Annotated in this window: 28 protein-coding genes; 16 read left to right on the top strand and 12 right to left on the bottom strand. The window is 62.6% G+C overall.

Annotated elements, in window-relative coordinates; all coding sequences use genetic code 11:
* The first annotated feature begins 95 nt into the window (after nucleotides 1–95).
* The 3 genes from rimK to MK745_RS06210 all read left to right on the top strand — a co-directional run bounded on the left by rimK (nucleotide 96) and on the right by MK745_RS06210 (nucleotide 2,375).
* Nucleotides 96–1,502: a 30S ribosomal protein S6--L-glutamate ligase gene (gene rimK / locus MK745_RS06220; RefSeq protein WP_243612415.1), complete on the top strand. Its 1,407-nt coding sequence runs from the start codon at nucleotides 96–98 to the stop codon at nucleotides 1,500–1,502.
* Nucleotides 1,503–1,633: 131 nt separating this feature from the next.
* Complete coding sequence (locus tag MK745_RS06215) at nucleotides 1,634–1,996, top strand: SUF system Fe-S cluster assembly protein (protein WP_243612414.1); 363 nt, start codon at nucleotides 1,634–1,636, stop codon at nucleotides 1,994–1,996.
* Between the two features lie 28 nt (nucleotides 1,997–2,024).
* Nucleotides 2,025–2,375 (top strand): HesB/IscA family protein, encoded by a 351-nt coding sequence (locus MK745_RS06210; RefSeq protein WP_243612413.1) that lies wholly within the window; start codon nucleotides 2,025–2,027, stop codon nucleotides 2,373–2,375.
* A 32-nt stretch (nucleotides 2,376–2,407) separates the two neighbouring features.
* On the opposite strand, the gene MK745_RS06205 is transcribed toward MK745_RS06210, so the two are convergent.
* Nucleotides 2,408–3,322 (bottom strand): isopenicillin N synthase family dioxygenase, encoded by a 915-nt coding sequence (locus tag MK745_RS06205; protein ID WP_243612412.1) that lies wholly within the window; start codon nucleotides 3,320–3,322, stop codon nucleotides 2,408–2,410.
* A 119-nt stretch (nucleotides 3,323–3,441) separates the two neighbouring features.
* On the opposite strand from MK745_RS06205, the gene tpiA reads away from it, so the two are divergent.
* Complete coding sequence (tpiA, locus tag MK745_RS06200) at nucleotides 3,442–4,182, top strand: triose-phosphate isomerase (protein WP_243612411.1); 741 nt, start codon at nucleotides 3,442–3,444, stop codon at nucleotides 4,180–4,182.
* A gap of 174 nt (nucleotides 4,183–4,356) precedes the next feature.
* Here tpiA and MK745_RS06195 read toward each other — a convergent pair whose 3' ends face one another.
* The 3 genes from MK745_RS06195 to MK745_RS06185 form a co-directional block, all read right to left on the bottom strand.
* On the bottom strand, nucleotides 4,357–5,733 hold the full coding sequence (locus MK745_RS06195; protein WP_243612410.1) for a TRAP transporter large permease: 1,377 nt from the start codon (nucleotides 5,731–5,733) through the stop codon (nucleotides 4,357–4,359).
* Complete coding sequence (locus MK745_RS06190; protein ID WP_243612409.1) at nucleotides 5,733–6,398, bottom strand: TRAP transporter small permease; 666 nt, start codon at nucleotides 6,396–6,398, stop codon at nucleotides 5,733–5,735. The genes MK745_RS06195 and MK745_RS06190 overlap by 1 nt, the downstream gene beginning before the upstream one ends.
* A 97-nt stretch (nucleotides 6,399–6,495) precedes the next feature.
* Entirely contained in the window at nucleotides 6,496–7,500 is a 1,005-nt protein-coding gene (locus tag MK745_RS06185) for a DctP family TRAP transporter solute-binding subunit (RefSeq protein WP_243612408.1), read from the bottom strand.
* A gap of 366 nt (nucleotides 7,501–7,866) precedes the next feature.
* Here MK745_RS06185 and MK745_RS06180 point away from each other — a divergent pair, with 366 nt between their 5' ends.
* On the top strand, nucleotides 7,867–8,958 hold the full coding sequence (locus MK745_RS06180) for a fatty acid desaturase (RefSeq protein WP_243612407.1): 1,092 nt from the start codon (nucleotides 7,867–7,869) through the stop codon (nucleotides 8,956–8,958).
* Nucleotides 8,959–9,001: 43 nt separating this feature from the next.
* Here MK745_RS06180 and MK745_RS06175 read toward each other — a convergent pair whose 3' ends face one another.
* Genes MK745_RS06175 through MK745_RS06165 form a run of 3 tightly spaced genes read right to left on the bottom strand, consistent with a single transcriptional unit; the run spans nucleotide 9,002 to nucleotide 12,503 of the window.
* Nucleotides 9,002–10,234: a sigma-54-dependent transcriptional regulator gene (locus tag MK745_RS06175; RefSeq protein WP_243612406.1), complete on the bottom strand. Its 1,233-nt coding sequence runs from the start codon at nucleotides 10,232–10,234 to the stop codon at nucleotides 9,002–9,004.
* A complete protein-coding gene (locus tag MK745_RS06170) occupies nucleotides 10,231–11,982 on the bottom strand; it encodes a sensor histidine kinase (protein ID WP_243612405.1) in 1,752 nt (583 codons plus the stop codon). Before MK745_RS06170 ends, MK745_RS06175 begins: the two co-directional genes overlap by 4 nt.
* A 41-nt stretch (nucleotides 11,983–12,023) precedes the next feature.
* On the bottom strand, nucleotides 12,024–12,503 hold the full coding sequence (locus MK745_RS06165) for an Lrp/AsnC family transcriptional regulator (protein ID WP_243612404.1): 480 nt from the start codon (nucleotides 12,501–12,503) through the stop codon (nucleotides 12,024–12,026).
* 331 nt (nucleotides 12,504–12,834) lie between these two features.
* On the opposite strand from MK745_RS06165, the gene MK745_RS06160 reads away from it, so the two are divergent.
* Together MK745_RS06160 and MK745_RS06155 are read left to right on the top strand one after the other, a co-directional pair.
* Nucleotides 12,835–13,674, top strand: coding sequence for a ferredoxin--NADP reductase (locus tag MK745_RS06160; protein ID WP_297756220.1), 840 nt, complete (start codon nucleotides 12,835–12,837; stop codon nucleotides 13,672–13,674).
* A gap of 167 nt (nucleotides 13,675–13,841) precedes the next feature.
* A complete protein-coding gene (locus MK745_RS06155) occupies nucleotides 13,842–14,780 on the top strand; it encodes a bifunctional helix-turn-helix transcriptional regulator/GNAT family N-acetyltransferase (RefSeq protein ID WP_243612403.1) in 939 nt (312 codons plus the stop codon).
* A gap of 9 nt (nucleotides 14,781–14,789) precedes the next feature.
* Here MK745_RS06155 and MK745_RS06150 read toward each other — a convergent pair whose 3' ends face one another.
* Entirely contained in the window at nucleotides 14,790–15,104 is a 315-nt protein-coding gene (locus tag MK745_RS06150; protein ID WP_243612402.1) for a cupin domain-containing protein, read from the bottom strand.
* Nucleotides 15,105–15,275: 171 nt separating this feature from the next.
* On the bottom strand, nucleotides 15,276–15,962 hold the full coding sequence (locus tag MK745_RS06145; protein ID WP_243612401.1) for a hypothetical protein: 687 nt from the start codon (nucleotides 15,960–15,962) through the stop codon (nucleotides 15,276–15,278).
* A gap of 173 nt (nucleotides 15,963–16,135) precedes the next feature.
* Here MK745_RS06145 and infC point away from each other — a divergent pair, with 173 nt between their 5' ends.
* Nucleotides 16,136–16,747: a translation initiation factor IF-3 gene (infC, locus tag MK745_RS06140; protein ID WP_317275033.1), complete on the top strand. Its 612-nt coding sequence runs from the start codon at nucleotides 16,136–16,138 to the stop codon at nucleotides 16,745–16,747.
* 123 nt (nucleotides 16,748–16,870) lie between these two features.
* On the opposite strand, the gene MK745_RS06135 is transcribed toward infC, so the two are convergent.
* From MK745_RS06135 to MK745_RS06125, 3 genes are read right to left on the bottom strand one after another with little or no spacing between them, the layout of a single operon-like run.
* Nucleotides 16,871–17,089, bottom strand: coding sequence for a hypothetical protein (locus MK745_RS06135; RefSeq protein WP_243612400.1), 219 nt, complete (start codon nucleotides 17,087–17,089; stop codon nucleotides 16,871–16,873).
* Nucleotides 17,076–17,459, bottom strand: a complete 384-nt coding sequence (locus tag MK745_RS06130; protein WP_243612399.1) for a DUF6691 family protein — start codon at nucleotides 17,457–17,459, stop codon at nucleotides 17,076–17,078. The genes MK745_RS06135 and MK745_RS06130 overlap by 14 nt, the downstream gene beginning before the upstream one ends.
* A gap of 4 nt (nucleotides 17,460–17,463) precedes the next feature.
* Entirely contained in the window at nucleotides 17,464–18,018 is a 555-nt protein-coding gene (locus MK745_RS06125; protein ID WP_243612398.1) for a YeeE/YedE thiosulfate transporter family protein, read from the bottom strand.
* A gap of 259 nt (nucleotides 18,019–18,277) precedes the next feature.
* Here MK745_RS06125 and MK745_RS06120 point away from each other — a divergent pair, with 259 nt between their 5' ends.
* The 8 genes from MK745_RS06120 (at nucleotide 18,278) to MK745_RS06085 (ending at nucleotide 26,360) form a co-directional block, all read left to right on the top strand.
* A complete protein-coding gene (locus MK745_RS06120; protein WP_243612397.1) occupies nucleotides 18,278–19,225 on the top strand; it encodes a phosphoadenosine phosphosulfate reductase in 948 nt (315 codons plus the stop codon).
* Between the two features lie 61 nt (nucleotides 19,226–19,286).
* On the top strand, nucleotides 19,287–20,327 hold the full coding sequence (gene pyrC / locus MK745_RS06115) for a dihydroorotase (RefSeq protein ID WP_243612396.1): 1,041 nt from the start codon (nucleotides 19,287–19,289) through the stop codon (nucleotides 20,325–20,327).
* Nucleotides 20,328–20,357: 30 nt separating this feature from the next.
* Nucleotides 20,358–21,038 (top strand): orotate phosphoribosyltransferase, encoded by a 681-nt coding sequence (locus MK745_RS06110; protein WP_243612395.1) that lies wholly within the window; start codon nucleotides 20,358–20,360, stop codon nucleotides 21,036–21,038.
* Between the two features lie 263 nt (nucleotides 21,039–21,301).
* Nucleotides 21,302–22,786, top strand: coding sequence for a replicative DNA helicase (locus MK745_RS06105; RefSeq protein ID WP_243612394.1), 1,485 nt, complete (start codon nucleotides 21,302–21,304; stop codon nucleotides 22,784–22,786).
* Entirely contained in the window at nucleotides 22,786–23,769 is a 984-nt protein-coding gene (locus MK745_RS06100; protein WP_243612393.1) for a hypothetical protein, read from the top strand. The genes MK745_RS06105 and MK745_RS06100 overlap by 1 nt, the downstream gene beginning before the upstream one ends.
* Nucleotides 23,770–23,800: 31 nt before the next feature.
* Nucleotides 23,801–24,838, top strand: a complete 1,038-nt coding sequence (gene alr / locus MK745_RS06095) for an alanine racemase (protein WP_243612392.1) — start codon at nucleotides 23,801–23,803, stop codon at nucleotides 24,836–24,838.
* Complete coding sequence (locus MK745_RS06090; RefSeq protein ID WP_243612391.1) at nucleotides 24,835–25,617, top strand: MlaE family ABC transporter permease; 783 nt, start codon at nucleotides 24,835–24,837, stop codon at nucleotides 25,615–25,617. Before alr ends, MK745_RS06090 begins: the two co-directional genes overlap by 4 nt.
* Nucleotides 25,614–26,360: an ABC transporter ATP-binding protein gene (locus MK745_RS06085; protein ID WP_243612390.1), complete on the top strand. Its 747-nt coding sequence runs from the start codon at nucleotides 25,614–25,616 to the stop codon at nucleotides 26,358–26,360. The genes MK745_RS06090 and MK745_RS06085 overlap by 4 nt, the downstream gene beginning before the upstream one ends.
* Nucleotides 26,361–26,372: the final 12 nt, after the last annotated feature.

Below are 26,372 nucleotides of genomic sequence, written 5' to 3'. Positions count from 1 at the left end.
CGCTTCGGGCTTGCACCGGTTCACAGGCTGCGCTTCATGCTGCATCCTGACCGGTGCGCACCACCGATTCCCCCGACCCCTCTGGAGGCCTAGGCATGACCGATACCCAAACTCCCGCCCCCCTGAATCTCGGCTGGGAGGAATGGATCAGTTTGCCCGATCTCGGCCTGCCCGCGATGCGCGCCAAGGTTGACACCGGCGCCCGCACCTCGTCCCTCCACGCAACCGATATCGAACCCTTCGGCACCAAGGACCGCCCCCGCGTCCGCTTTACGGTGCACCCGATTCCGGGCAATGACGATCTCCTGATCCCCTGCTCGGCCGAGATCAAAGACCGCCGCGAGATCACCTCCTCCAATGGCGAAAGCGAAATGCGCTATGTCATCGAAAGCACGCTCTCCGTCGGCGGCGAGACGTGGCCCATCGAATTGACCCTGACCGACCGGCGCGGCATGGCCCTACACATGCTGCTTGGCCGGCAGGCGCTTGGCGAAAACGTCACCGTGATGCCCTCGGATCGCTTCTGCCAGCCCGAGTTGGACTATTCCGTCTATTCCTCCTCGCACATCCGCAAGACCGCCCCCAACCGCGCCCTGCGCATCGCGGTTCTGTCGCGTGAAGACAACTACTCGACCCGCCGTCTCGTCGAAGAGGGCGAGTCGCGTGGCCATTCGGTCGAGGTCATCGACACCACCCGCTGCTACATGTCGATCAACGCCCTCGCCCCGGAAATTCACTATGACGGCAAACGCCTGCCCCGCTACGACGCCGTGATCCCGCGCATCGGCGCCTCAATTACCCCCTATGGCACCGCCCTCTTGCGTCAGTTCGAAACCATGGGCACCTATTGCGTCAACGGCAGCAGCGGTATTTCCGCCAGCCGAGACAAGCTCCACGCCCACCAAGTTCTCGCAGGCCACAAGATCGGCATGCCCGCCACCGCCTTCGCCGCCTCGCCCAAGGATACCAAGAACCTGATCGACATCGTTGGCGGCGCGCCAATGATCGTAAAACTCCTTGAGAGCACCCAAGGCAAGGGCGTCGTTCTCGCCGAAACCAAGAAGGCCGCCGAATCCGTCATCACCGCCTTCCGCGGTTTGCGTGCCAACTTTCTGGTACAGCATTTCGTCAAGGAAGCGGCGGGTGAAGACATCCGCTGCATGGTGATCGGCGCCAAGGTCGTCGGCGCAATCAAACGCACCGGGGCCGAAGGCGATTTCCGCTCCAACCTGCACCTTGGCGGCTCGGCCCAGAAAGTGCGCATCTCCAAGGACGAACGCGAGACAGCCGTGCGCGCTGCCCGCGCCTTCGGTCTCAACATGGCTGGCGTCGATATGCTACGTTCCGAAACCGGCCCAAAGGTGCTCGAAGTGAACTCCTCGCCGGGCTTCGAAGGCATCGAGAAAGCCACCGACAAGAACCTTGTCGGCGCGCTCTATGATCAGATCGAACAAAGGGTCCGCCCCGCTCCGGTGCGCAAACGTACCATCCGCAAGACATAAGGCGGCGAGTCTCGCACCGACGCGATACCGACGTAATACAGACGTGATACCGACAGGGGGTTTCGACCTCTGGACCTCGCGCCTCACAATCCTTATATGTTTGCTCAAGTAACCCGCAGGACAGGCATCACATGACTGAACTACCCGATCCCGTCGAAGGCACGCCCCTGATTGCTCCGTCAAGCACGGACCATCCCTTGCACGAACAGGCCGTCGAGGCCTGCCGGAGCGTGTTCGACCCCGAGATCCCGGTCAATATCTACGATCTTGGCCTGATCTACACGATTGAAATCTCTGATGAAAATGATGTTCACATCACCATGACCCTGACCGCGCCGGGCTGTCCCGTCGCGGGCGAGATGCCGGGCTGGGTGCAAGAGGCCATTGCCGGTGTCGGCGGCGTGCGTAACGTCACTGTCGATCTCGTCTGGCAGCCGCCCTGGGGCATGGAAATGATGAGCGACGAAGCCCGGCTCGAACTTGGCTTCATGTGACCTTTCAAAGGCTTAAGGAGGAACGCTCATGTTTGGCATTCCCGGAAAATCGCCTGTGACCATCACCCCCGCCGCCGTGACCCAGATCACGCGGCTGATGCAAAAGGACGGCCATGCAGGCCTGCGGATCGGCGTCAAGAAAGGCGGCTGCGCAGGCATGGAATACACCATGGAATACGTCTCCGAACCCGATTCCAACGACGAGGTGGTCGAGGTCGACGGCGCCCGCGTGATGATCGCGCCCATGGCCCAGATGTTCCTGTTTGGAACCGAGATCGACTATGAAACCTCGCTCCTCGAAAGCGGCTTCAAGTTCAACAACCCGAACGTCACCGAAGCCTGCGGCTGCGGTGAATCGATCAAGTTCGAAGGCATGTAAGGCGCGCGTAAGGAACGCCGCCTAACCCCTTCTTATGCCGTCTCTTTCAGGTGTAGATAGGTCTCGTTGAACCGCTTCTCGAGATGATCTCCCGCAAGGATTTCCCGCCCCGATCCGATTGGCGCGACATTGGTGTCGTGGTTGGGGTTAAAGAACATCGGCACGGAAATCCGCTCTTCGTTTGTCCCCTTCACGCGATGCGGCGTTGCACGCACCTTGCCGTCGGTCCACATCTCGAGCATCTCGCCAAAGTTGATGATGAACACCCCCGGCTCCGCCTCGACCGGGATCCACGTCCCATCCCGCTGCTGCGCCTCGAGCCCGCCAACGCCATCCGTCCCCAGAAGCGTGACACAGCCGTAATCCGTATGGGTGCCGATGCCGAAATCCTTCTCCGTCGCCCACTCAGGGCGCGGCGGATAGTAGTTCGCCCGCAAAAGCGCCATGGGCCGCGAAAAGGCCGCATCGAAATAGTCCTCCGGCTGCCCGATCGCCGCCGCGAGTCCCCTCAGCACCCCCATCGACACCTCAAGCGCCCGGCCATAGTAGCCCTGCACCGTGGCGCGAAACGCCTCCGGCACGTCCGGCCAGAGGTTGTCGCCATAAACCGATAGGTTCAACGCCCGAAGCGGATCATCGGCGGCCAATTCAAACCCGCAATCAAAGACCTGCTTGTAGTCCGGGTTCGCCTCTGGATCGACCTGTTCAGACCCCGGCGCGCCCCAGCCCCGGTTGGCCCCGGTGCGCGCCATGTCGACGCCGCGTTTGGCCGCTTCGGGTTGCTTGAAAAAGGCCCGGTAGACCTCGATCACCTCTAGCACATCCGCCTTGGTCAGTGCCGAGTTCTCGACAATAAGAAACCCCGCCTCCTCCACGCCCTGACGCAGCTGCGCCATGGTCTGCGCGTCCCGCGCATCGATCTTGCGGGCATCAAGTCTTGGGATCATCTCACACCTCCGATTTCGCCCCTTCTTTTACGCCCCACGCGCGGCGCGACGCAAGGTGCCCTTGACGCATAGCGGCGAACCCTTGAAAACAGATCAACCAAATCAAGAAGGAGCAGCAGATGCGTCGCAAACTGGCCGCAGGCAATTGGAAGATGAACGGGCTCGGGGCGGACCTCGCCGAACTGGAGCGCCTCGCCGCCGCGCCTGCACCGTCCCAGACCGGTCGTCTGATCTGCCCGCCCGCGACGCTGATCTCCCGCGCCACGCTGGTCGCAGGCGATATCGCCATCGGCGGTCAGGACTGCCACGCCGCGCAATCCGGGGCCCACACCGGCGATATCTCCGCCGAGATGCTTGCCGATTGCGGCGCCTCTGCCGTGATCCTTGGCCATTCCGAGCGTCGCGAAGACCATGGCGAAACCGACGCCACCGTCGCCGCCAAGGTCGCGGCGGCATGGTCCGAGGGCCTGCTCGCGGTCGTCTGTATCGGCGAAAGCCTTGCCCAACGCGACGCCGGTGAAACCCTTGCCCTGATCGGCAGTCAACTCGCAGGCTCCCTCCCCGACACCGCCACCGGCGCCAACACCGTGATCGCCTACGAGCCGATCTGGGCCATCGGCACCGGCCGCATCCCGACGCTCGAGCAGATCAACGAAGTGCATGAGTTCATCCGCACAATCCTGACCGACCGCTTCGGCGGCGAAGGCCATGCCTTCCGCATCCTCTACGGCGGCTCCGTGAAGCCCGAGAACGCCTCTGAAATCTTCTCGGTCGCCAATGTCGACGGCGCGCTGGTCGGCGGCGCGAGCCTCAAGGCCGACGACTTCCAGGCCATCATCGACGCACTCGACGCCGCCTGACCTTCCTCTTGCCAAAAATATCCCCGCCGGAGGCAATCCGCAGGCAGCGGCCCCTGACAAGGGGCCGATGACGAGAAAACCTGCGCGCGGCCCCGCCGCGCCCCTTTCAACATCGCCATGAAAAACGGCGCCCCGAGTGCTCGGGACGCCGCCAAAATCGCATCTGTGACCGCCCTACTGGGTGACGATCTCAGGCCCCATGAAGGTGTTCGGCAATACTGTCGAAAGCCACGGGATATAGGTCACCATGATGAGGAAGACAAAGAGCACCGCGAGGAACGGCAGCGCGGCCCGCACCACCGACATCATCGGCATCCCAGCCACCCCAGAGGTCACGAAGAGGTTGAGCCCCACCGGCGGCGTGATCATCCCAATCTCCATGTTGACCACCATGATGATCCCGAGGTGAATCGGGTCAATGCCAAGCTCGATGGCAATCGGGAACACCAGCGGCGCCACGATCACGAGAAGCCCCGAAGGCTCCATGAACTGCCCGCCGATAAGCAGGATGACGTTCACCACGATCAGGAACATCACCGGCCCGAACCCGGCCGAGAGCATCGCATTGGCGATGGTCTGCGGCACCTGCTCATCGGTCAGCACATGCTTCAGGATAAGCGCGTTGGCGATCACGAAAAGAAGCGTGACGGTAAGCTTGCCCGCCTCGAACAGCGTATGTTTCGTGTCCGGATGCACAAGCGCCGTGACAAGCGCATAAGGTTTCCGCAGCAGGCTCGATTTCTCGCCCGTCTCGCCGCCCGCAAGCGGCCCCATGTCCTTGTAGACAAAACAAGCGATCAAGAAGGCATAGACGGCGGCCACGGCGGCGGCTTCGGTCGGTGTAAAGATACCGCCATAGATGCCCCCAAGGATGATCACGATGAGGAACAGACCCCAGCCCGCCTCGCGCCCCGAGGTAAAGACTTCCCCCCAGCCGAGCCATTCGCCCTTGGGCAGGTTCTTCACCCGCGCCATGACATAGATCGTCACCATGAGCATGAACCCCGCGAGAAGGCCCGGAATGACGCCAGCAAGGAACATCCGCCCCACCGAGACCTCGACCGCGGCGGCATAGACCACCATGACGATCGACGGCGGGATGAGGATGCCGAGCGTGCCCGCGTTACAGATCACACCGGCGGCGAATTCCTTGCTATAGCCGACCTGCCGCATGCCCGCGATCACGATGGACCCGATGGCCACCACGGTCGCCGGGGACGATCCCGAAAGCGCGGCGAAAAGCATACAGGCAAAGACCCCCGCAATCGCAAGCCCGCCCGGCAAATGCCCGACACAGGCGATGGAGAAGCGGATGATCCGCTGCGCCACGCCGCCCGTGGTCATGAAACTCGAGGCGAGAATAAAGAACGGAATGGCCAGAAGCGTGAAATGCCCCTCGAAGGCCTCGAACAAGGTCCCGGCCACCGAGGCCAGCGAGCTCTCCGAGAAGAAGAGAAGGAACAGCGTCGAGCTAAGACCGAGCGAGACCGCAATCGGCACCCCGATCAACAGCAGCCCGATCACCATGGTGAATAGAAGAACAACTTCCATCAGTCATGCTCCCCCTGCAATGCGCGCACTTCGTCGATCTCGTCCTCGACCTCGTGGCTCGCGACAAGACGGTCCGTCTCTCCGCGCCAGATTTGTAGCGCGACCTGGAAGAACCGGAACACGAGAAGCGCCATGGAAACGGGCAGGACGAGATAAGGCACCACTTTGGGCATCTTCTCGTACTCTTCGCCGTAATTGATAAGGTCTTCGAGAAAGCTGAGCGCGCCGACCATCGGCACGTCCTGCACCTCGTAGAAAGATTGCGAGCGGAACCTGTCCTCAAACCCGGTCGGGAACCAGCGCCCCGACGTGGGCGGCAAGTCCGCAAACACAGCCCAGTAGTCATAGGCCCCTTTCAAAAGAAGGAGCGAGAACACAATGCAAACCGTGACCGAGATCAGCCCGAGAATACGCGCCACAGGGGCGGGCACCATGTTGATGATCGCGTCGACGCCAAGATGGCTGTGCTTCTTCACGGCGTAAGAGGCGCCAAGCAGGACAAGCCAGCCGAACAGGAACACCGTCAGTTCCAGCGCCCAGAGAATATTTGAGTTGAATCCGAAACGGGCGATGACATTGGCAAAGGTGATGACCGTCATGAGCCCAAGCAGGAGCGCGATCAGCGTCTCCTCGATCCGGTCCACAAAGCTATGCTTATGCTGCATAAGGCCTGTCCCCGTCTTGCTAGGTGGGTTGTTTGAAAAAGGCGGCCCAGCGCATGGGCCGCCCCAAGATCTTGCGCCTGAAAGCGCAGCGATCAGATTACATGGAGGCGTTGATCGCCTGAGCCGCGTCGATGTTGTCTTGGCCCACGTCGTCCGAGAACTGGTCCCAAACCGGCTTCATCGTGTCGACCCAGTCCTGGCGCTGTTCTGCCGAGAGCTGACGGATGGTGCCGCCCGCGTCGACGATCGCCTGTTTCGCGGCTTCGTTCACCGAGGTCGACTCCGAGTTCCGGGTCGCGGTCACTTCGCCAAGGATGGTGAGGAACTGGTCACGCACATCCGCGTCGAGGCTGTCGAGCCAGTCCACCGAGGTCACGACAAGATAGTCGATCACACCGTGGTTGGTTTCGGTCACGCCGTCCTGCACTTCGAAGAACTTCTTGCCGTAGATGTTCGACCAGGTGTTTTCCTGACCGTCCACAACGCCCTGCTGAAGCGCGCCATAGACTTCCGAGAAGGCCATTTTCTGCGGGCTGCCGCCGATGGCTTCCATCTGCGCCACGAGCACGTCCGAGGACTGCACGCGGAACTTGAGGCCGTTGGCATCCGACGGCGAGACGAGCGGCTTGTTGGCCGACATCTGCTTCATGCCATTGTGCCAGTAGGCGAGACCCTGCAGGCCGCGGCGCTGCATGGAGTCGAGCAGGGCCTGACCGGAGTCCGACGCTTGGAACGCGTCCACGGCGTTGATGTCTTTGAACATGAACGGCAGGTCGAAGATGCGGAATTTCTTGGTGAACTTCTCGAACTTCGAAAGGCTCGGCGCGGCAAGCTGCACGTCGCCCTGAAGCATGGCTTCAAGAACTTTGTTGTCGTTGTAGAGGGTCGAGTTCGGGAAGACTTCCATGCAAGCCTTGCCGTTCATCTCGTCATTGACGCGCTGCTCGAGAAGCGATGCGGCAATGCCTTTCGGGTGTTTGTCGGTGTTGGTCACGTGGCTGAACTTGATGACGATTTCGCCATCGTCACAAGCGGCCATTGCGGTGGTGCCGGCAGTCACGGTAAGCGCGAGAGCGGTCGCTGCGGTGGTCAGGAATTTCATGTGGTCTCCTCCCAGAGGTCAAGAATTCGATATGTCCGATGCCCGAAAACCGGGCGATCCGCGCAAAACACTGACGGTCAGGCAAAAACCGCTCAAGGGTTTGTTACCAAGCTATGACATTTTTGCATTTCCCGTTTGTTTTCAGGGCAATATTGCGCCCGCGCACACCGAACACCCAAGCGCGCGGCACGGACTGTGCGATTTCCCGCACGGGCCAAGCCGCCTTTGTGCGAAAATCCGCACAGTGAATCGCCCTCCCCGAATAGGCCTTTTGTCCCCTCCACGGCCATGGCGCGTCACCTCTGCACATTGACCCGGCCCGCGCCCGCGCCCTACTCTGCCCAAGCCTTACTTCGCAGGAATGCCATGCCCGACTCTGCCGCCCCCCGCGCCACCGGAACCATCTCGCCACAATCGCGCCGCCACAACGATATGCGCCGCGCCGCGCTCAAGGCCCATCCCGAGTTGGCCGATCTTTCTGGTCCCGAGCCGCGCACCGCGCTCGCCCTGCCAATCCTCTTCGCGATCCAATGGGGGATCGCCTGGGCCGTCTCCGATGGCGGGCTGCTGCTGGTCGGCCTCACGGCCTTCCTCATCGGGCAGATCGTCTACCACTCCGCCGCCTCGCTCATCCACGAGACCTGTCACAAGCTGGTCTTTCGCGGCGACCGGGCCAAACTGGCCTTCGACCTTGGCCTCGAGGCGATCCTGACCTCCTATGGCAAGCAACTCACCTACCAGCATCAACACGTCACAAGCCACCACCCCTTTGTCGGTGACTATGAGCGCGACTACGAACACGAGGACATCTGCGCCCTGCAAGCGCGCCAGCACGTGCGCCGCACTCATCCCGTGACCCAGCGCCTCCTGACCCTCCTGACGCTGTTTCTTCACGCGCTGCCGCTCGGCTTCATGCTCGGCGATGCGATCCTGCCCCGGCTCTACGCCTGGGCCTCAGGCCGTCCCGTCGCGGATCCCGTCGACCGTTTTACCGGAACCCGCCCCGATGGCCGCGACATGCGCCCCTTCATCGCGGTGTCCCTGATCTCGAACCTCGCGATGCTCGCCCTCCTCGGGCCTTGGGCGCTGCTTTATCACCTTTGGTCGCTGTCCTTCTTCCTCGGCAAGCTGGGGATTTCCAACCTTGGCCAATCGCTCTCTGAACATCCCGGCACCGATGACGAGAACCCGACCCGCTCGACCTATGGCCCGCTCAACCTGATCCTGTTCAACACCGGCTACCACAACGAGCATCACAGCTTTCCCAACGTCCCCTGGACCCGCCTGCCCGATTTGCACCGCATCGCGCCGGACGTGTTCCATGCCACGTCTGAGAAAAGCTATCTCGGCCACTGGTGGGACCATGTGCGCGCCGATTTCTCGCCCTCGCGGGACCTCAAAATCCACGAGACCGATCAACTCGCCCGCTGCGAAGGCAAGGCGACCCCTGCGGAATAGGCGCCGAAAATCCTAGTCCAAGCCCTTTCCAAAGGGCTTGCCCCTAGCGGAATTCTTCCGGCTTCAGCCCATGCTTGGCGAGCTTGTCATAAAGCGTCTTGCGCGGCAGCTTGAGCGCCTCCGCCGCCGCGCTCGCGCGGCCTCCTGCGCGCCGAAGCGCCTCGGTCAAAAGCGATCGCTCCACTTGCGCCATCTGCTCGGCCAGCCCAAGCCCCCCGTGATCCTGCGCCTCGTCGCCGTCCTGAAGCCCGAGAACAAAGCGCATCGCCACGCTCATCAGCGCCCGCGCATTGCCCGGCCAGTCCCGCGCCATCAGGTCTGCAAGGAGGTCCGGCGTGATCTCCGGCGCGCTAAGCCCCGCCTGCTCAGCGGCCTGCGCGACATAGTGACGAAACAGGACCGGGATATCCTCGGGGCGTTCGGCCAGCGTCGGGATACGTACCTGCATCGCATCAAGCCGGTAATAGAGATCGGCATGAAGCTGCCCGGCCTCCACCGCCCGGCCCAATTCCTGCGTGCTCCCGAATAAGAGCCGCGGATGCCCGCCCTGCTCCATCATCGTCATCAACGCGAACTGCGTCTCCATCGGCAGGACCGCCACCTCGTCGAGAAACAGGCTCCCGCCCGCCGCATCCTTGACCGCGCGGGCAAATCGCTCCGCATCCATGCCGCTCGCGGCGTATTTCCCGAAAGGCCCCTTCGAGAGCGGCGAACACAGATGCACCACCTCGGCCACCTTGGAAACCCCACTGCCCGGCGCGCCGCTGACAAGCACTTCCGCTTGCGTTCGCGCCACGCTGCGCACCCGCTGGCGCAACCCCTCGGCAAGGTCAGAATTGCCAAACAGCATCCGCGCCGCTGGATCGCCTGTCTCGAGCTGCGCCTTCAGACGCCGGTTCTCAAGCACAAGCGCCCGCGTCCGCAACGCACGTTCGATCACGGCAAGCAAATCTTTGGGCGCACAGGGTTTTTCCAGGAAATCAAACGCCCCCTGACCCATCGCCGAAACCGCCATCGGGATATCGCCCTCTCCGGTCAAAAGGATCACCGGCAATTCCGCATCAACGCCGCGCGTATAAGACAAGAGGTGAAACCCATCCCGCCCCGGCATGCGGATATCCGACAGAATGACGCCCTCGAACCCCGGCGCGATATGATCCTTGGCCTCGATGAAACTCCCCGCCGGGATGGCCTCGAGATCGGCCAGCTCGAGCGTCTGCGCCAGCGCCGCACGCACCGCCGCATCGTCATCGACAAGAAGCACTTTCCGCGTCATGCCGCCGCCTCCTCGCTCCACGGATCAAGTTCGACGGTGAACACCGCACCGCGCGCGGAATTGCTCCCCCGGATCGCGCCGCCGAAACTCTGCACAAGCCCGTAAGAAATCGACAGACCAAGCCCCATACCGTCCGAACTGCCCACCGCCTTGGTGGAATAGAACGGCTCAAAAATCCGATCCGGGTCTTCGATACCCGGCCCGGTATCGGCCACATCGACCGCAAGCCGCGCGTCGTGGCGCAGGGAGATGGTGATCTCCTTATCGGCGACACCCGCCATCGCGTCCGCCGCATTGTTGATCAGGTTGACGAAGACCTGCACAAGCCGCACCTCTCCGCCCCAGGCAAGCACCGCCCCCTCCGGCATGTCCCAGGTGAGCCGCACATCTTCGGCCCGAAGCCGCGCCGACGTCAACTCGACCGCCGTCTCGATCACCTGCACGAGGTCCACCTTCCCCATCGGCTCGCTCTCATTGCGGGCGAAGGCGCGCAGGTTCTTGATGATCCGTGCCATTCGCGCCGCCATGGCGCTGATCCGGCCAAGGTTGTCGCCCGCGACCTCCGGCTTTTCCCGCTCAAGGAAAAGCGCCGCATTGTCCGCATATTGCCGGATCGCCATCAGGGGCTGGTTCAACTCGTGACTGATCCCCGCGGACATCTGGCCCAGCGCCGATAGTTTGCCCGCCTGAACAAGATCGGCCTGCGCCTTCTTGAGCGCAGCTTCGGCCTCTTGGCGTTCTGTGATCTCCCGGCGCAACTGCGTGTTGCTGAGCGAAAGCGCCTCGGTCCGCGCCGCGACCCGCTCCTCAAGAACCGCGTTCGCCTGCGCAAGCACTTGCCGCCGTCGCATCGCCTGATCGAGGAAAATACCAAACGCAAGGATGAGCGCCGCCACCACCGCCGCCTGCAACCCTGCAAGCTGTCGTGCCGGGGCCGCGTCGATCACGGCTTCGGCGGTCATCCCAATGACCGGCAAGGGCTTTACAAGGTGCAAGCCAAGGTTCGGCACATACGGCCCCCAGTCCAGCCGCCAGAGCGCATAGCCCGCCCGCGTAATCTCGCGGAATGCGGGCCGCGCTCCCACGGGCGGGACAAGCCCCGCCATGTCGCCGCGCCGCTCCCAGAAAAGAAGCTCAGAGCGATTGGTGATAAACACCCGTTTGTTGTCGTCGACGAAAAATACCGGAGGCCCATCTCCGCGCCAGTTTTCCTCCACCGAGGTCACATCGACGCTGACCACAAGCACCCCCTGCACCCGGCCATCGCTGGCAAAACTTGGGGCGGCGAAATGAAACGCCCGTCGCCCGCTCGCCGGGTCGACATCGTGATAAACCCCAAGCGCCCCGTGCAAGGCGCGCTCGAAATAGGGTCGGCCGCGCAGGATTTCCCCCGCATCGCCAAAGGCCGACGCAAGAACATGCCCCTCGCTATCGGCATAGACCACCGCTCGCGCTGTCGTCTTGTCTGCCGCATCAAGCAATAGTGCCTTCGCCGCACCCTCGCCGCCGCGCCCGTCTGACAGGGCCACAAGCGTCGGATGCGGTGCCATCAGAACCGCAAGCTCTTGATACCGCTGCAACTGCGCCGTGAGCCAATCCGCCGCCAACGCAAGGTCCGACTTGCCGCGTTCCTCAATCTGCGCCAGCGCCTGACCATAGCCGAACCACCACACCCCGCCCGACACGGTGGCAAGCAAGAGCGCGAAGGCAAGGCGGATCGCGTATCTATGGCGAATAATGGCTCTCATGCTGTCGATCTTACCAACGCCCGCGCCCAGATGGCCATATCTCAGGCCCCATCTCCCGCCACAAGCGGCAGGCGCGTGGTCGATTTGATCTCTTCCATCGACAATAGTGCGGTCACGTTATGCACCCGCACCTCCGAGATCAGCACCTGATAGAACGCATCATAAGCGCGCGCATTGGCGACCCGCACTTTCAGGATATAGTCGATATCCCCCGCCAACCTGTGCGCCTCAAGCACCTCCGGGCGATCCCGAAGCGCCTTGAGGAACGCCGCCTGCCAGTCAGCCTCATGCTCGCTTGTGCGGATGAGAACAAAGAAACACGCCTCAAACCCTAGCGCCTCGGGGTCGAGGATCACCGTTTGCTGCCGGATCACCCCGGCCTCACGAAGCTTGCGAATCCGGTTCCAGACCGGGGTCTTGGACGATCCCACGATCTTGGCAATTTCGTCGAGCGAGCGGCCGGAATCCTCTTGCAGGCACTCAAGGATCTTCCGATCCAGCTCATCGATCTTCACAGCCATGCATGCCTCCTCGACAGGCCGGTTTCATGGCAAGAGATTCGGAACAGATGTTCTGGATTCTCCGCCTTCATGGCTTCGATACGGGAGACTCTCCCACTTCTCAAGGCTGCTCAGCCTGTGATCGCCGGTTCAGAGGGCCAAATTTTCGGGATTTCAGTCCGTTTTTGCGCCCTTCCCCGGCATGCTGTTCCGCACAGGCCACGGCAGATGAAAAACTTGCGCCAGATCAAAGCAATCTTTCAGATACATTTTTAAAACCCCAATCAACCTGTTAGGCAAAGCCCAGCTTTCTGCCACCTCTCATTGCAACCAAACGAACGAGCGACCCGACGTGACCGACGCCCAAGCGACCGCTATTCCCAAAGTTCCGACCCTGCCTGACGCCCAGACCGTCACCGAGGTCAAACACTATACCGACCGGCTCTTTGCCTTCAAATGCACCCGCCCCGCCTCGCTCCGCTTCCGCTCGGGCGAGTTCGTGATGATCGGCCTCATGGGTGATCCTGATCCCAAGACCGGCAAGCAGAAACCGCTCCTGCGCGCCTATTCCATCGCGTCGCCCTCTTGGGATGAAGAGCTCGAGTTTTACTCGATCAAGGTGCAAGACGGCCCGCTGACGTCGAAGCTTCAGCATATCAAGCCCGGCGACGAGATCATCCTGCGCCCCAAACCCGTCGGCACCTTGGTGCATGACGCGCTCCTGCCCGGCAAACGCATCTGGTTCTTCGCGACCGGCACCGGCTTTGCCCCCTTTGCCTCGCTTCTCCGCGAGCCGCAGACCTATCAGGACTATGACGAAGTCATCATCACCCACACCTGCCGCGAAGCAGGCGAGCTGACCTATGGCCGCGAGATCATCGAGAGCCTCAAGACCGATGAGCTCCTGAACGAGGTGATCGGCGAAGGGTTCTGGAAAAAGATCAAATATTACCCGACCACCACCCGCGAAGAGAGCGCCAAGATGGGCCGCATCACCGACCTGATGCGCTCGGGCGAGGCCTTTGCCGATCTCGGCGTCGAGCCGCTCTGCCCACAGAACGACCGCGCCATGGTCTGTGGCAACCTTGCCTTCAACCTCGAGATCAAAGAGATGCTCGAAGGCTATGGCCTCGTCGAAGGTGCCAATTCCGACCCGCAAACCTATGTGGTCGAAAAAGCCTTCCTCGACTGATCCGCGCCGCCGCGATCTGCGGACCGCACACCAGACTCTTTCGAGACCCCGGTTCCAAGCCGATCCGCCAACAAGCGGGTCGGCTTTTTCGTCCCGAGACCAAATCGCGCAGGTGACAAATCGGGCCTCCCCGTCCTAAAGTTGCATCAAGCAACCAAGGGATCTTCATGACCAAAGCGCTCGTCGCCCCGATCCGCCACCATTCCCGCCATCTGATGCGCGAGTTGGGCGTGCTCAACAGCGCCCTGCCGGGGATTGGCCTGTCGTCTTCCGCCGTGCACGCGATTGTCGAACTCGGGTTCGAAGACGGGCTGACCGCGCGCGATCTCTCGGCTCGGCTCCTGCTCGAGAAATCGACCATCTCGCGGCTGGTGAAATCGCTCAGCACCAAAGGCTTGGTAAGCGAAACGCCCGACCCTGATGACCGCCGCGCCAAACACCTGTCCCTCACCCAAGAGGGCCGCGCCAGCCTTGATCAGATCAACCGCCTTGCCGTGACCCGCGTCAGCGCCGCCCTCGACCGCGTGACCCCGCGCGATGGCGAAGCGATCCGCGACGGCCTGCGCCTCTATGCCGGGGCGCTTGCCGCTGCACGCACCGACACGACGCCCCCAGCGCCAAACATCCGCACCGGCTATACTCCCGGCCTGCTTGGTCGCATCGTCACGCTACACGCCCGATACTATAGCGCCCTTGTCGGCTTCGGGCAGGCGTTTGAAACCACCGTAGCGGCAGGCATGGCCGACTTCCTGCCCCGCCTCTCCAACCCCGCGAATGGCACCTGGTGGATCGACCGGGACGGAGACATTGTCGGCGGCATCTCCATCGACGGAGAAGACCTCGGCGACGGCGTGGCGCATCTGCGCTGGTTCATCCTCGACCCCGACCTGCAAGGATCGGGCCTTGGCAATACGCTCTTGGAAACCGCGCTCGCCCATTGCCGCACGCAGGGCTTTAAACAGGTCGACCTCTGGACATTCTCTGGCCTCAATACCGCCCGCACGCTCTATGAAAAACACGGGTTTGCCCTCGTCGAGCAAAAGACCGGCGATCAGTGGGGCAAGGCGATGCAGGAGCAGAAGTTCTCGCTTACCTTGTCGACATAGCTCAGATCGTCACGCCTCTGGACGCGGCTCAAGAAGCTCGATCTCGACAAAGGCGCATTCGAAATCATTGGCGCTCTTGACGTTGTGCTTGACCCCAAGGTCGCGATAATACGGCACGCCTGATTGCATCTCGGCAATCACCGTCTCGCCGTTCTCAAGGTCGATTTCCAACGCCCCGTCGAACTGCGGCACCACGACATAGTCGAAACCATGACGATGCCAGCCCGTGTCGTCTCCACGCGCCTTGAATCGCCATTCCGTCACCCGCACACGCGCGTTCTCGACCATAACCGTCGCGATCGCGCTTCCTTGTTCACTGCACATTGTTTTCCCTCGCTGACTTATGTCGCAAGAGTGTTCCCGGCCCTGCCCTCCGCCCTAGGCCCAGTGGCCAGCCGCCGATGACGCCAGATCTGCGGAAAGTCTAAGCGCCCGAAACGAAAACACCCCCACAGAGACCTGCGGGGGTGTTGGTATTCCACGTGGTCGCGGGGATCAGAACCCAAGCGCCTCACGCACTTTTTCCAAAGCGGTTTCAAGAAGTTCGGGGCTTTCCTCGGCCTTCTCAATGGCGGCTTTGAGCGTCATCTTCGTCATCTCGCCAAGCGACGAGTTGTCGATCTGCTCTTTCGCCTTCTCAAGGTCGAACCCGTCCAGCGTCAGCGAGTCCGGCGTCTCCGAAGAGGCCTCGGGTGCTGCGTCGCTGGCGCTTTCCATCGCTTCGGCCGCTGCTTCGCCAGTGGCCTCTGCCGCGTCGCTTGCCATATCCATGGCGTCATCCGCGGCTTCGCTGGTCGCTTCGGCGGCATCGCTCGCGCTGTCCATCGCCGTATCGGCAGCGTCGCTGGCGGCATCGCTCATGTTTTCGACCGCATCGCTCGCGGCATCGCCCGCCGCTTCAGCAGCCTCGCTGGCGCTCTCGACAGCGCCCGACACCGCGTCGCTGACGGCCTCTTCGGCTTGGTCCATCGCGGCGGCGGCATCATCCATCGCCTCGTTGACCGCGTCCTCGACCGTCTCTTGCATCGGCTCCGGCGCTTCAACCTCGGCCGGGGCCGACTCTTCGGTGGCCGCATCGTCGTTCATGTCCGACATGATCGGCGCCGCGCCATCATCCTTCATCAACAAGTACCCAAGGGCCACAACCACGACCGCGAGCACCACCCAGATCAGATTACGCATATCTTTCTCTCCTTTCGCGCAGGGAAGCTTCCCGTGCTTATTTCTCTCCCACAGATGGTCTCCTTCCCCTTGAGAGGCAAGGGGGAAACATGTTGCAGGCGTCCCATGCACGGGCCGATTTCCGCCGACTCCCTGCCCCGTGCGCGGCCCGCAACGGCCACTAGATTTGCCGCTTGAAGTGCGCGGCAACGCCCGATAATTTACGCCGCATCAGATGTATCGATAAAAGGAACGAACCCATAGCCCGCAGACCTCATAACGCGCCCCCGACGCGCGACACCGGCCCCCGCGTCAACGATCGCATCCGTGCGCCCGAAATCCGCCTGATTGGTGCGGATGGCGACAACGTAGGCGTCGTGACCCCGCGCGAGGCCCTTTCCATGGCAGAGGAAGCCGGCCTCGATCTCGTCGAGATTTCGCCCAACGCCAATCCGCCTGTCTGCAAGATCATGGATTACGGCAAGTTCAAGTACGAACAGCAAAAACGCGAATCCGAGGCGCGTAAGAAACAGACCACGATTCAGGTCAAAGAGGTCAAGTTCCGCCCCAACACCGATACGCACGACTATGAGGTCAAGATGCGTAACGTGTTGAAATTCCTCGAGAAGGGCGACAAGGTCAAAGTGACCCTGCGCTTCCGGGGCCGCGAGATGGCGCACCAGAACCTTGGTCGCGAACTGCTCCTGCGTGTTGCCGAAGACACCAAGGAAATCGGCAAGGTCGAGAACATGCCGAAGATGGAAGGCCGCCAGATGATCATGATGATCGGCCCGCTGTCGAAGTAAGTCTTCGCTGAACCCGTTATACCAAAGCGCCCCCGGTTGAGACATCACCGGGGGCGCTTTTCTTTTGTGGGTCACCGCCGGAACCGAACGGGTCGGTTCCCGCGTCTCATCCAGAGCCCGCGATTACTCGGCGGGCATCTCGACCGCATCCTCTCCAACAAGGCTGTTGGGAAGCACGAAGGCCACGAGGATGAAGATCAGGCCAAGCACGATCCCGAGAATATCGCCCGGCAGCGCCGTGATCCCCTCGTATTTCGCCCCCGGCACCGTGCCGAGCGTGACCTTGCCGCCTGCGATCCCGTCAAGAAGCCCCGACGCTTTCCAGCCATCATATGTGACCATATACGCCGCCGCGCCAAGCAAGCCGCCCGCGAAAAAAAAAGTACGCATCCTTGCGCCCCGACGCTGCCGCGCAAACGCCGGTGCCCGGGCAATAACCCGACGCAGCCCAGCCGCCACCAAGCAGCAGCCCGCCAAGGAACACCCCGACATAGGCGGATTTGACCGACATGTGCAGCACATCCACAACGCCAATCACCTGCCCGCCAAACATCAGGATCGAGCCGACCCCGATGGCAAGAAGGATGGTCTTCATCAAATGCAGGTTGCGCAAAGACAACATGCGGATGATCCAGTTCGGATTGGTTGCGCCAATCCGGTCAAGCGTGGCACCGAAAAGCGCGCCGATCACGAGTGCGAGTATGATTTGCATGGGCCTAGGCTCCCTTCTTGTAGACCATCATCGCAACCGGAATGGCTGCGAGGAACGCACCGGCGGCAAAGATGTAGCCCGAAAGCGCGGTCTGCATCATCCCCGACATCATGTGTCCCGAGGTGCACCCGCCCGCGAGCCGCGCGCCATAAAGCACGATGAACCCGCCAACAAAAGCCAGCGCGTACCGCTTGACCGGCGTGTCGCCGTAATTGGCGTACCAGATCGCTGGAAGCCGCGCCTCGTCCTTGCCAATCCCGCCACGCGCCTTGGCCGACACAAACGCCCCGATCATCATCGCAATGACGAAAACAAAGCTATAGTTGAGCGGGTTTGACGCGTTCTTTGCGTATTTTCCGCCCGATTTCGCGAGATACGCGTTGGTCGATGTGTAGGCTCCGTCATCGGTCTGGGTGATCACCTCCGGGTTCACCGCATCCGCGACAATGGCATCTAGTATGACGAACTGCGTCGAAACCCCGATCGGCTTCACAAGCAGCACCGCCAGAAAAAACACGAAGCCAAGAAGCACTCCGCCTGTTTTCCAGTTGAGAACCATGTCCCCTCTTCCCCTCTTTCCAAATCAATCGCGTGATGCTTTTCGCATCACATGCGGTTTTTGTTATATTTTATGTTTGGAATTTATGCAAGATTTCCGCCGTCGGAACACAGCGATGCAATGCCCGCTATCGGGCTGAATTGCCTTATTTTCTTCACGTGGCCCGCCACATTCTTCTAACTTTCGCCGCATTGGCGCACTACATATCCAAGGCGAGAACAGGTAGAGACGCCCGCAACGGCGGCAAGAGGATGTAGGTATGCAGGATTCGCCCAACGGTTTTGAGACGCCCATGCTTGGGCTGGAAACCCCAGAGTGGCTTGCGAAACTCGAGGAGATCGCAGGCGAGGATGGCTATTATCAGCCCCTCGGCCCCCGTCACCACGCGGTGATGGTCGAGGAAAAGCCGATCCTTCTGGTGACCTTCGAATCCATCGACACGATCCAGGCGCGGGGCGACACCGGGCAGCCGCTCGGCTTTGAACTGGTGCGCGAGTTCGGCTGGTCGCATCTCTGCCTTCTGTGCGAAGAAGACACCTGGTTCCGCGACCCCCATGTCTATGCCTATTTCGATCGTATGATCGACGATGGCTTTTTCGAGGATTTCCAACAGGTTGTCTTCTACGGCGCGGGTCCGGGCTGCGCCTATGCCGCGGCGGCCTTTTCCGTCTCTGCCCCCGGTGCAACGGTCATCACCGTGCAGCCGCAAGCGACCCTTGCCCCCCGCCTCGCCGGCTGGGACAAGCGCTTTGCCCAAATGCGCCGCGTCTCCTTTGTGGACCGCTACGGCTATGCGCCTGATATGATCGACGCCGCCGACCGCGCCTTCGTGATCTACGACCCGCGACAGGAAAAAGACGCGATCCACGCCGCCCTCTTCGCCCGCGACAACGTGAGCCTCCTCCCCATGCCGCTCATGGGCAACGATATCGAGGCCGCGCTGCTCAAGATGCAGATTCTCTTCCCGCTTCTGGCCAAGGCCGGGACCGGCAACCTGACAGCGGCGGATTTCTACCGTCTTGCCCGCGCCCGGCGCACCTATCTGCCCTATCTCGATGCGCGCCTGCGCTTCATCGAAAGCCAGAAACGCCCCTTCCTCAAGGCGCTCTTGTGCGCCAACGTCGCACGCCGCCTGAAGGCGCCGCGCTACATGCGCAAGCTCGACCTCCTCGAGAAAGCCGCACGCCAGGGCAAACTGGCAAGCTGAGCCCCCGTCACGGCATCGGAATCACTGGCGCGGCGCGCGCGATTTGTCTAAACCCGCTCGCATGAGCACCTCCCTGACCATCACCCGCCCCGACGATTGGCACCTGCACCTGCGCGATGGCGCGGTGCTGCGCGCCGTCCTGCCCGAAACGGCCCGCGATTTCTCCCGCGCCATTATCATGCCGAACCTCGTGCCCCCGGTTGTGACCGGCGCCGAAGCCGCCTCCTACCGCGACCGCATCCTCTCGGCCCTGCCCGAAGGCATGACTTTCGAACCGCTGATGACGCTCTACCTCACCGAAGACACCGATCCCGCCGATGTGGCGCTCGCCGCCGAAAGCGGACTGGTCAAGGCGGTGAAGCTCTACCCCGCAGGCGCGACCACCAACTCCGCCTCCGGTGTGCGCGATTTCGACCGCGTGCGCCCCGTGCTTGAAAAGATGGCCGAAATTGGCCTGCCCCTTTGCGTCCATGGCGAGGTGACCGACGCCGAGATCGACATTTTCGACCGCGAAGCCATGTTCATCGACCGCGTTCTTGATCCCGTGCGCCGCGCCACCCCAGGCCTGCGCGTGGTGATGGAACACATCACAACGAAAGATGGCATCGACTACGTGAAATCGAACGACGCCGACCTCGGCGGCACGATCACCACGCACCACCTGATCATCAACCGCAACCACATCCTCGTGGGCGGGATCAAACCGCATTACTACTGCCTGCCCGTGGCCAAGCGCGAAGAGCACCGCCTCGCCCTGCGCGCCGCCGCAACCTCGGGGGATGCGCGTTTCTTCCTCGGCACGGATAGTGCGCCGCATACGGATGAAAACAAAGAAAGCTGCTGCGGCTGTGCTGGCTGTTTCACGGCAACCAACACCATGGCGCTTCTGGCACAGGTCTTTGAAGAGGATGAGGCCCTCGACAAGCTCGAGGCCTTCGCCTCCAAGAACGGCCCCGCCTTCTATCGCCTGCCCGAGAACGATGGCACGATCACCCTCGTCAAATCCGACACCCCGACCGACTTCCCCGAGAAGATCGAGACCGGCGAAGGCCCGGTGACCGTGTTCGATCCGGGCTACCCGGTCTATTGGTCCGTTGCCTGACCCTCTGCCGCATATTCCAAGGATATTCTCATGATCCCGACCACCTACCCCGCACAGGACGAAATCGCCCGCCTCACCGCCCGTATGCTGCTTGAGATCGGCGCGGTGAACTTCAACACGGACGAGCCCTATACCCTCGCCTCCGGCCTGCCCTCACCCTCGTATATCGACTGCCGCAAGCTGATCTCCTTCCCGCGCATCCGCTCGACGCTCATGGATTTCCTTTGTGTGACGGTGATGCGCAACGCAGGTCTTGAGGCGTTTGACAATATCGCCGGTGGCGAGACCGCGGGCATCCCCTTTGCCGCGCTGGTCGCTGAACGCATGGCCCTGCCGATGACCTATGTGCGTAAGAAACCCAAAGGCTACGGCCGCAACGCCCGGATCGAAGGCGCGATGAGCGAGGGCGAACGCGTCCTTCTCGTCGAAGACCTGACAACCGATGGCGGCTCCAAGCTCTCCTTCGTCGATGCCATCCGCGACACCGGCGCAACCTGCGGCCACACGGCGGTGATCTTCTACTACGACATCTTCCCTGAGACGACGAAAACGCTCGGCGATCACGGCGTTGACCTGCACTATCTCTGCACCTGGTGGGACGTGCTCGCCGAGGCCCGTGCGCAAGAGGCCTTCTCCGAAGAGACCCTCTCGGAGGTCGAATCCTTCCTCAAGGCGCCCCGCGCCTGGCAAGAGGCGCGCATGAAGGGCTAAGGCCCGGCGATCGGACAAGCGTAAAAACTTGTGGATAAAACAAGGGGGTGCTTTGTGGATAAGCCCCCTCGAGAATCGCCCGTAGCGGGCCGATTTGGACATTTCGCACGGCTGTGACACACTATCTAGGGGTCAAGCCGTCCGAGACCACCAGTCGGCCCCCGCTGCGCGCAGGATATCCCGCAGATATCCACAGACATATGCAGATAGGTCTTGGCAGGGACTCTCTGTATCACCAAGTAGAGCGGAAAACGGGGACAGGTATGAACGAGATTTCGACGATCAATCCGACCGGAGAAAACGGTGACGGCGATCCAATGCCGCATTCGATCGAAGCCGAGCAACAGCTTCTTGGCGCGATCCTGACCAACAACGACATCTTCGACCGCATCGCATCGATCATCAAACCCGAGCATTTCTACGATCCGGTGCACGCCCGCATCTTCGAGATCGCCGCCGCCCGCATCGCCAAGAACGCGCTCGCCTCGCCGGTGACGCTCAAGGCCTTCCTCGAGGATGACGAGGGCCTGAAGGAACTCGGCGGTCCCGCCTATCTCGCCCGCCTCGCCGGGGCTGCGATCTCGGCCTTCGCGGCGCGCGACTATGCCCAGATGATTTATGACATGGCGATCCGCCGGGAACTCATTGGCCTCGGCACGGACATCTCGACCAAGGCCAAGAAGGTCGATGTCGCGCTTGAACCCCGCGAACAGATCGTCGAGGCCGAACAGGCGCTCTACAAGCTCTCCGAACAGGGCCAGACCGAGCGTGGCTTCGTCTCCTTCCTCAAGGCCGTGACCGAGGCCGTGAACTCTGCCAACGCCGCCTATCAACGCGAAGGCGGCCTCGCCGGGATTTCCACTGGCCTCATCGACATGGACAAGAAACTCGGCGGGCTGCACCCTTCGGACCTTCTGATCCTTGCCGGGCGCCCCTCGATGGGCAAGACCTCGCTCGCCACCAACATCGCCTTCAACGTCGCCAAGGCCTACAAGAAAGGCACCCGCCCCGACGGCAGCGAAGGCGCGGTCGAAGGTGGCGTCGTGGGGTTCTACTCCCTCGAGATGAGCGCCGAACAGCTTGCCGCGCGGATTCTCTCCGAGGCCGCCGAGGTGCCCTCGGAACAGATCCGCAAAGGTGACATGACCGAGGCCGAGTTCCGTCGCTTCGTCGATGCCGCCAAATCGCTCGAGGCCTGCCCGCTCTATATCGACGACACGCCCGCGCTTCCCATTGCCCAGCTCGCCGCCCGCGCCCGCCGCCTCAAACGGACCCATGGGCTTGATCTCTTGATCATCGACTACCTGCAACTCTGCCGTGGCACCGCCGAAAACCGCGTCAACGAGATTGCTGAGATCTCCATGGGCATGAAGGCCATCGCCAAGGAACTCAACATCCCCGTGATCGCCCTCTCCCAGCTGTCGCGCCAAGTCGAAAGCCGCGACGACAAACGCCCGCAGCTTTCGGACCTGCGTGAATCCGGCTCGATCGAACAGGACGCCGACGTGGTCATGTTCGTGTTCCGCGAAGAATACTACGTCGAGCGCGAGAAACCCTCCGATGACCGGCTCGACGAAATGGCCTCGTGGCAGGAACGCATGGAACGCCTGCACGGCAAGGCCGAGGTCATCATCGGCAAACAGCGCCACGGCCCCATCGGCACCGTAGAGCTTTCTTTCGAGGGCCGCTTTACCCGCTTCGGCAACCTCGTCAAAGCATGGCAACAGGGCGAAGATCAGGGCTTCTGATGACGCGCCCCCGGCTGATCCTGCATATCGGCTCGCAGAAAACCGGCTCGACGGCGATCCAGTCCGCCCTCGACAATCACCCCGAGAGCCTCGCCGCCTCGGGGCTGCGCCTTGCCCGCGCCGGGCGCAAGCATATCGCCCACCAACGGCTCTATCAGGCGATCCTCTCGGGCCGACCGCGCCCCGCGTTTCTCGAACTGCGCCGCGAGCTGAAGGCCCATCCTGACGCGACCTTGATCCTCTCCTGCGAGATGTTCCTCGCCCCCGGCATCGCCCCGGTCTTTGCGCGCTTCCTCGGCCCCGACCTCTGCGCCCGCACCCAAGTGATCGCTTACCTGCGCCGACAGGATCACTTCCTCGAGGCTCTCTACAAGCAACACCTGAAGAACGGCCGCGTCACCGGCACTATTCAGTCCTATCTCAAGGGCCGCATCGACCGCCTCCTCTATAGCCCGACCCTCGCGCAATATGACGCCGCCTTCGGCCACAAGAACCTCTGCGTGATCCCCTACGAGCGCGCGGATTTCCCAGACGCCAACGGCGTCGCCGATTTTGCCGCCCGCATCGGCTGGCAGGACGTGCCGCCAAAGGCGCTCGGCTCGGGCGAGGTCAATGCCTCGCTCTCCCTGCCCTACTGCCATGCGCTTGGCGCGCGCGCGGATCTCCCGGCCCCGACGCGTCGCGCCCTGATCCGCGCCTTGATCGCCGACCCCACCGGGCACAGCACCGCCAACAACGATGTGCTCTCGGACCGCCCTCGCGCCGATATCCTGCGGCTCTTGGCCCGCGAGAACACCTTGATCCGCGACCGCTGGTGCCCTGACCGCACGGCGCTTTTCGCCCCGATGACCCCTGCCACGACACCGCCCCTCCCCGAAAGCGCGCTCCCCGAGGCCATTGCAGATGCCGCGGCGCACATCGCTCTGCTGCTGGAAAAGATCGAAGCGCCTCCGAAGCCCCCCGCGCGGCCCCTTTCCTCTTGACCTTGCCCCCGACTGCGACAACAACAGGCCCATGGCTACCGCGACCCTGACAATCGACCTCGACGCGCTCGTCTCCAATTGGCAGGCGCTGGATGCCCTCTCCGCCTGCGAAACCGCAGCCGTGGTCAAGGCCAATGGCTATGGGCTCGGCGCTGATCGCGTCGCCAAGGCCCTACAGGCCGCTGGCGTCCGCCGTTTCTTCGTCGCCGTCGCCGAGGAAGGTGCCGCCCTGCGCGCCGCGCTCGGTCCGGGACCAGAGATCAGCGTCTTTTCCGGCCATATGGACGGCGACACCGAAATCCTCGCCGAGATGCAGCTCACCCCGATGCTGAACTCCCTCGACCAGATGCTGCGCCATTTCGAGACCCTGCCCGGCGCGCCTTTCGGGGTACAGCTCGATACCGGCATGAACCGCCTCGGCATGGAACCCGCCGAATGGGACGCCGTGCGCGACATCGCGCTCGAACAGGGGCCTGCCTTGCTCATGTCGCACCTCGCCTGCGCCGATGACCCCGAACACCCGATGAACCCGCACCAACTCGCCACCTTCCGCGAGATGACGGATGGGCTCGACGTGCCGCGCTCGCTCTCTGCGACGGGCGGGATTCTGCTCGGCCCCGACTATCACTTCGACCTCACGCGCCCCGGCGTCGGCCTCTATGGCGGCATGCCCTTCATCGACGCCGCCCCCGTGGCCGGTGTCCATATCCCGGTCATCCAGATCCGCGACGTCGCCCCCGGCGAAACCGTCGGCTATGGCAACACCTGGACCGCCGAGCGCCCCTCACGCATCGCCACCATCGCGGGCGGCTATGCCGACGGCATCCTGCGCGCCATCGGTCCCAAGGCGCATGTCTACGCCGGCGAACACCGCTGCAAGATCGTCGGCCGCGTCTCGATGGACCTGATCGGCATCGACATCACCGATGCCCCCGACATTCCCGAGACCGTGGAACTGCTCGGGCAGCACCAATCCGTCGACACCATCGCCGACGCCGCTGGCACCATCGGCTATGAAGTCCTGACCTCTCTGGGCGGTCGCTACGCGCGCCGCTACCTGCCGTCATGATCCTGACCGCCCCCCTTGCCGCTTTGGGCCGCGCCACGCTCGCCCTTCTGGCCATGATCGGCCAGGTCGCGCTCTTTGCGCTCTCTGCGCTGTCGCATATCCTGCGCCCGCCCTTCTATGGCCGCGAGTTCGCCTCAGCCCTCCTCAACGTCGGCTGGCTCTCGCTCCCTGTTGTCGGCCTCACCGCGATCTTCACAGGTGCCGCGCTGGCGCTTCAGATCTATGACGGCGGCTCGCGCTTCTCGGCCGAGGCCGTGGTGCCCCAGATCGTCGCCATCGGCATGGTGCGCGAACTTGGCCCCGTCCTCGTCGGCCTCATGGTCGCCGCCCGCGTGACCTCTTCGATTGCCGCCGAAATCGCAACGATGAAAGTCACCGAACAGATCGACGCATTGGTGACGCTCTCCACCCACCCGATGAAATACCTGACCGCCCCGCGCGTCCTCGCAGCCCTGCTCGTGGTGCCACTCCTCGTTGGCGTCGGCGATATCATCGGCGTCTATGGCGGCTTCCTCGTCGCCACAGGCACGCTCGGTTTCAACCCGGCGACCTACATCACCAACACTTGGAACTTCCTCGAGAATTCCGACATCATCTCTTCGCTCATCAAGGGCTCGGTCTTCGGCTTTATCGCCGCCACCATGGGCTGCTACTACGGCATGAACTCGGGCCGCGGGGCGCAAGGCGTGGGCCGCGCCACGAAATCCTCCGTTCAGGCCGCCGCCGTCCTTATCCTCGCCGCCAACTTCGCCCTCACATCGCTGTTCTTCGCCTCATGATCACCTTCGACAACGTCCATAAATCCTTTGGCCCCAAGAAGGTCTTGCGCGGAGTGAACCTCGAGATTCCCAAGGGCGAGTCGATGGTCATCATCGGCGGCTCCGGGACCGGCAAGTCCGTGGCGCTGAAATGCGTCCTCGGCCTGATCACCCCCGATAGCGGCACGATCAATGTCGACGGCAAGGACGCCACCCTCGGCGACCGCGACGCCTTCCTCGCCCGCTTCGGCATGCTGTTTCAGGGCGGTGCCCTCTTCGATAGCCTCTCGGTCTGGCAAAATGTTGCCTTCCGCCTGCTGCGCGGCTCGCTCAAACGCCCCAAGGACGAGGCCCGCGAGATCGCCATCGAGAAACTGCGCCGCGTCGGCCTAACGCCGGACGTGGCCGATCTCTTCCCGTCCGAGCTTTCGGGGGGCATGCAAAAACGCGTCGGCCTTGCCCGCGCCATCGCTGCCGAGCCGGAGATTATCTTCTTCGACGAGCCCACCACCGGCCTCGACCCGATCATGTCCGGCGTCATCAACGACCTGATCCGCGAGATCGTCGTCGAGATGGGCGCCACCGCCATGACCATCACCCACGACATGACAAGCGTGCGCGCCATTGCCGACAAGGTCGCCATGCTGCACGACGGCGTCATCCAATGGACAGGCCCGGTCTCCGAGATGGACAATTCCGGCGACCCCTACCTGACCCAGTTCATCTCCGGCAGCGCCGAAGGCCCCATTGAGGCGGTGCGCTAGCCCGTCCCCCAC

The sequence above is a fragment of the Shimia aestuarii genome (genome assembly GCF_022814865.1).
Classification (GTDB): domain Bacteria; phylum Pseudomonadota; class Alphaproteobacteria; order Rhodobacterales; family Rhodobacteraceae; genus Shimia; species Shimia aestuarii_A.
Note: the sequence above shows the minus strand (reverse complement) of the source record. Positions and strands in the feature narration are given on the sequence as shown.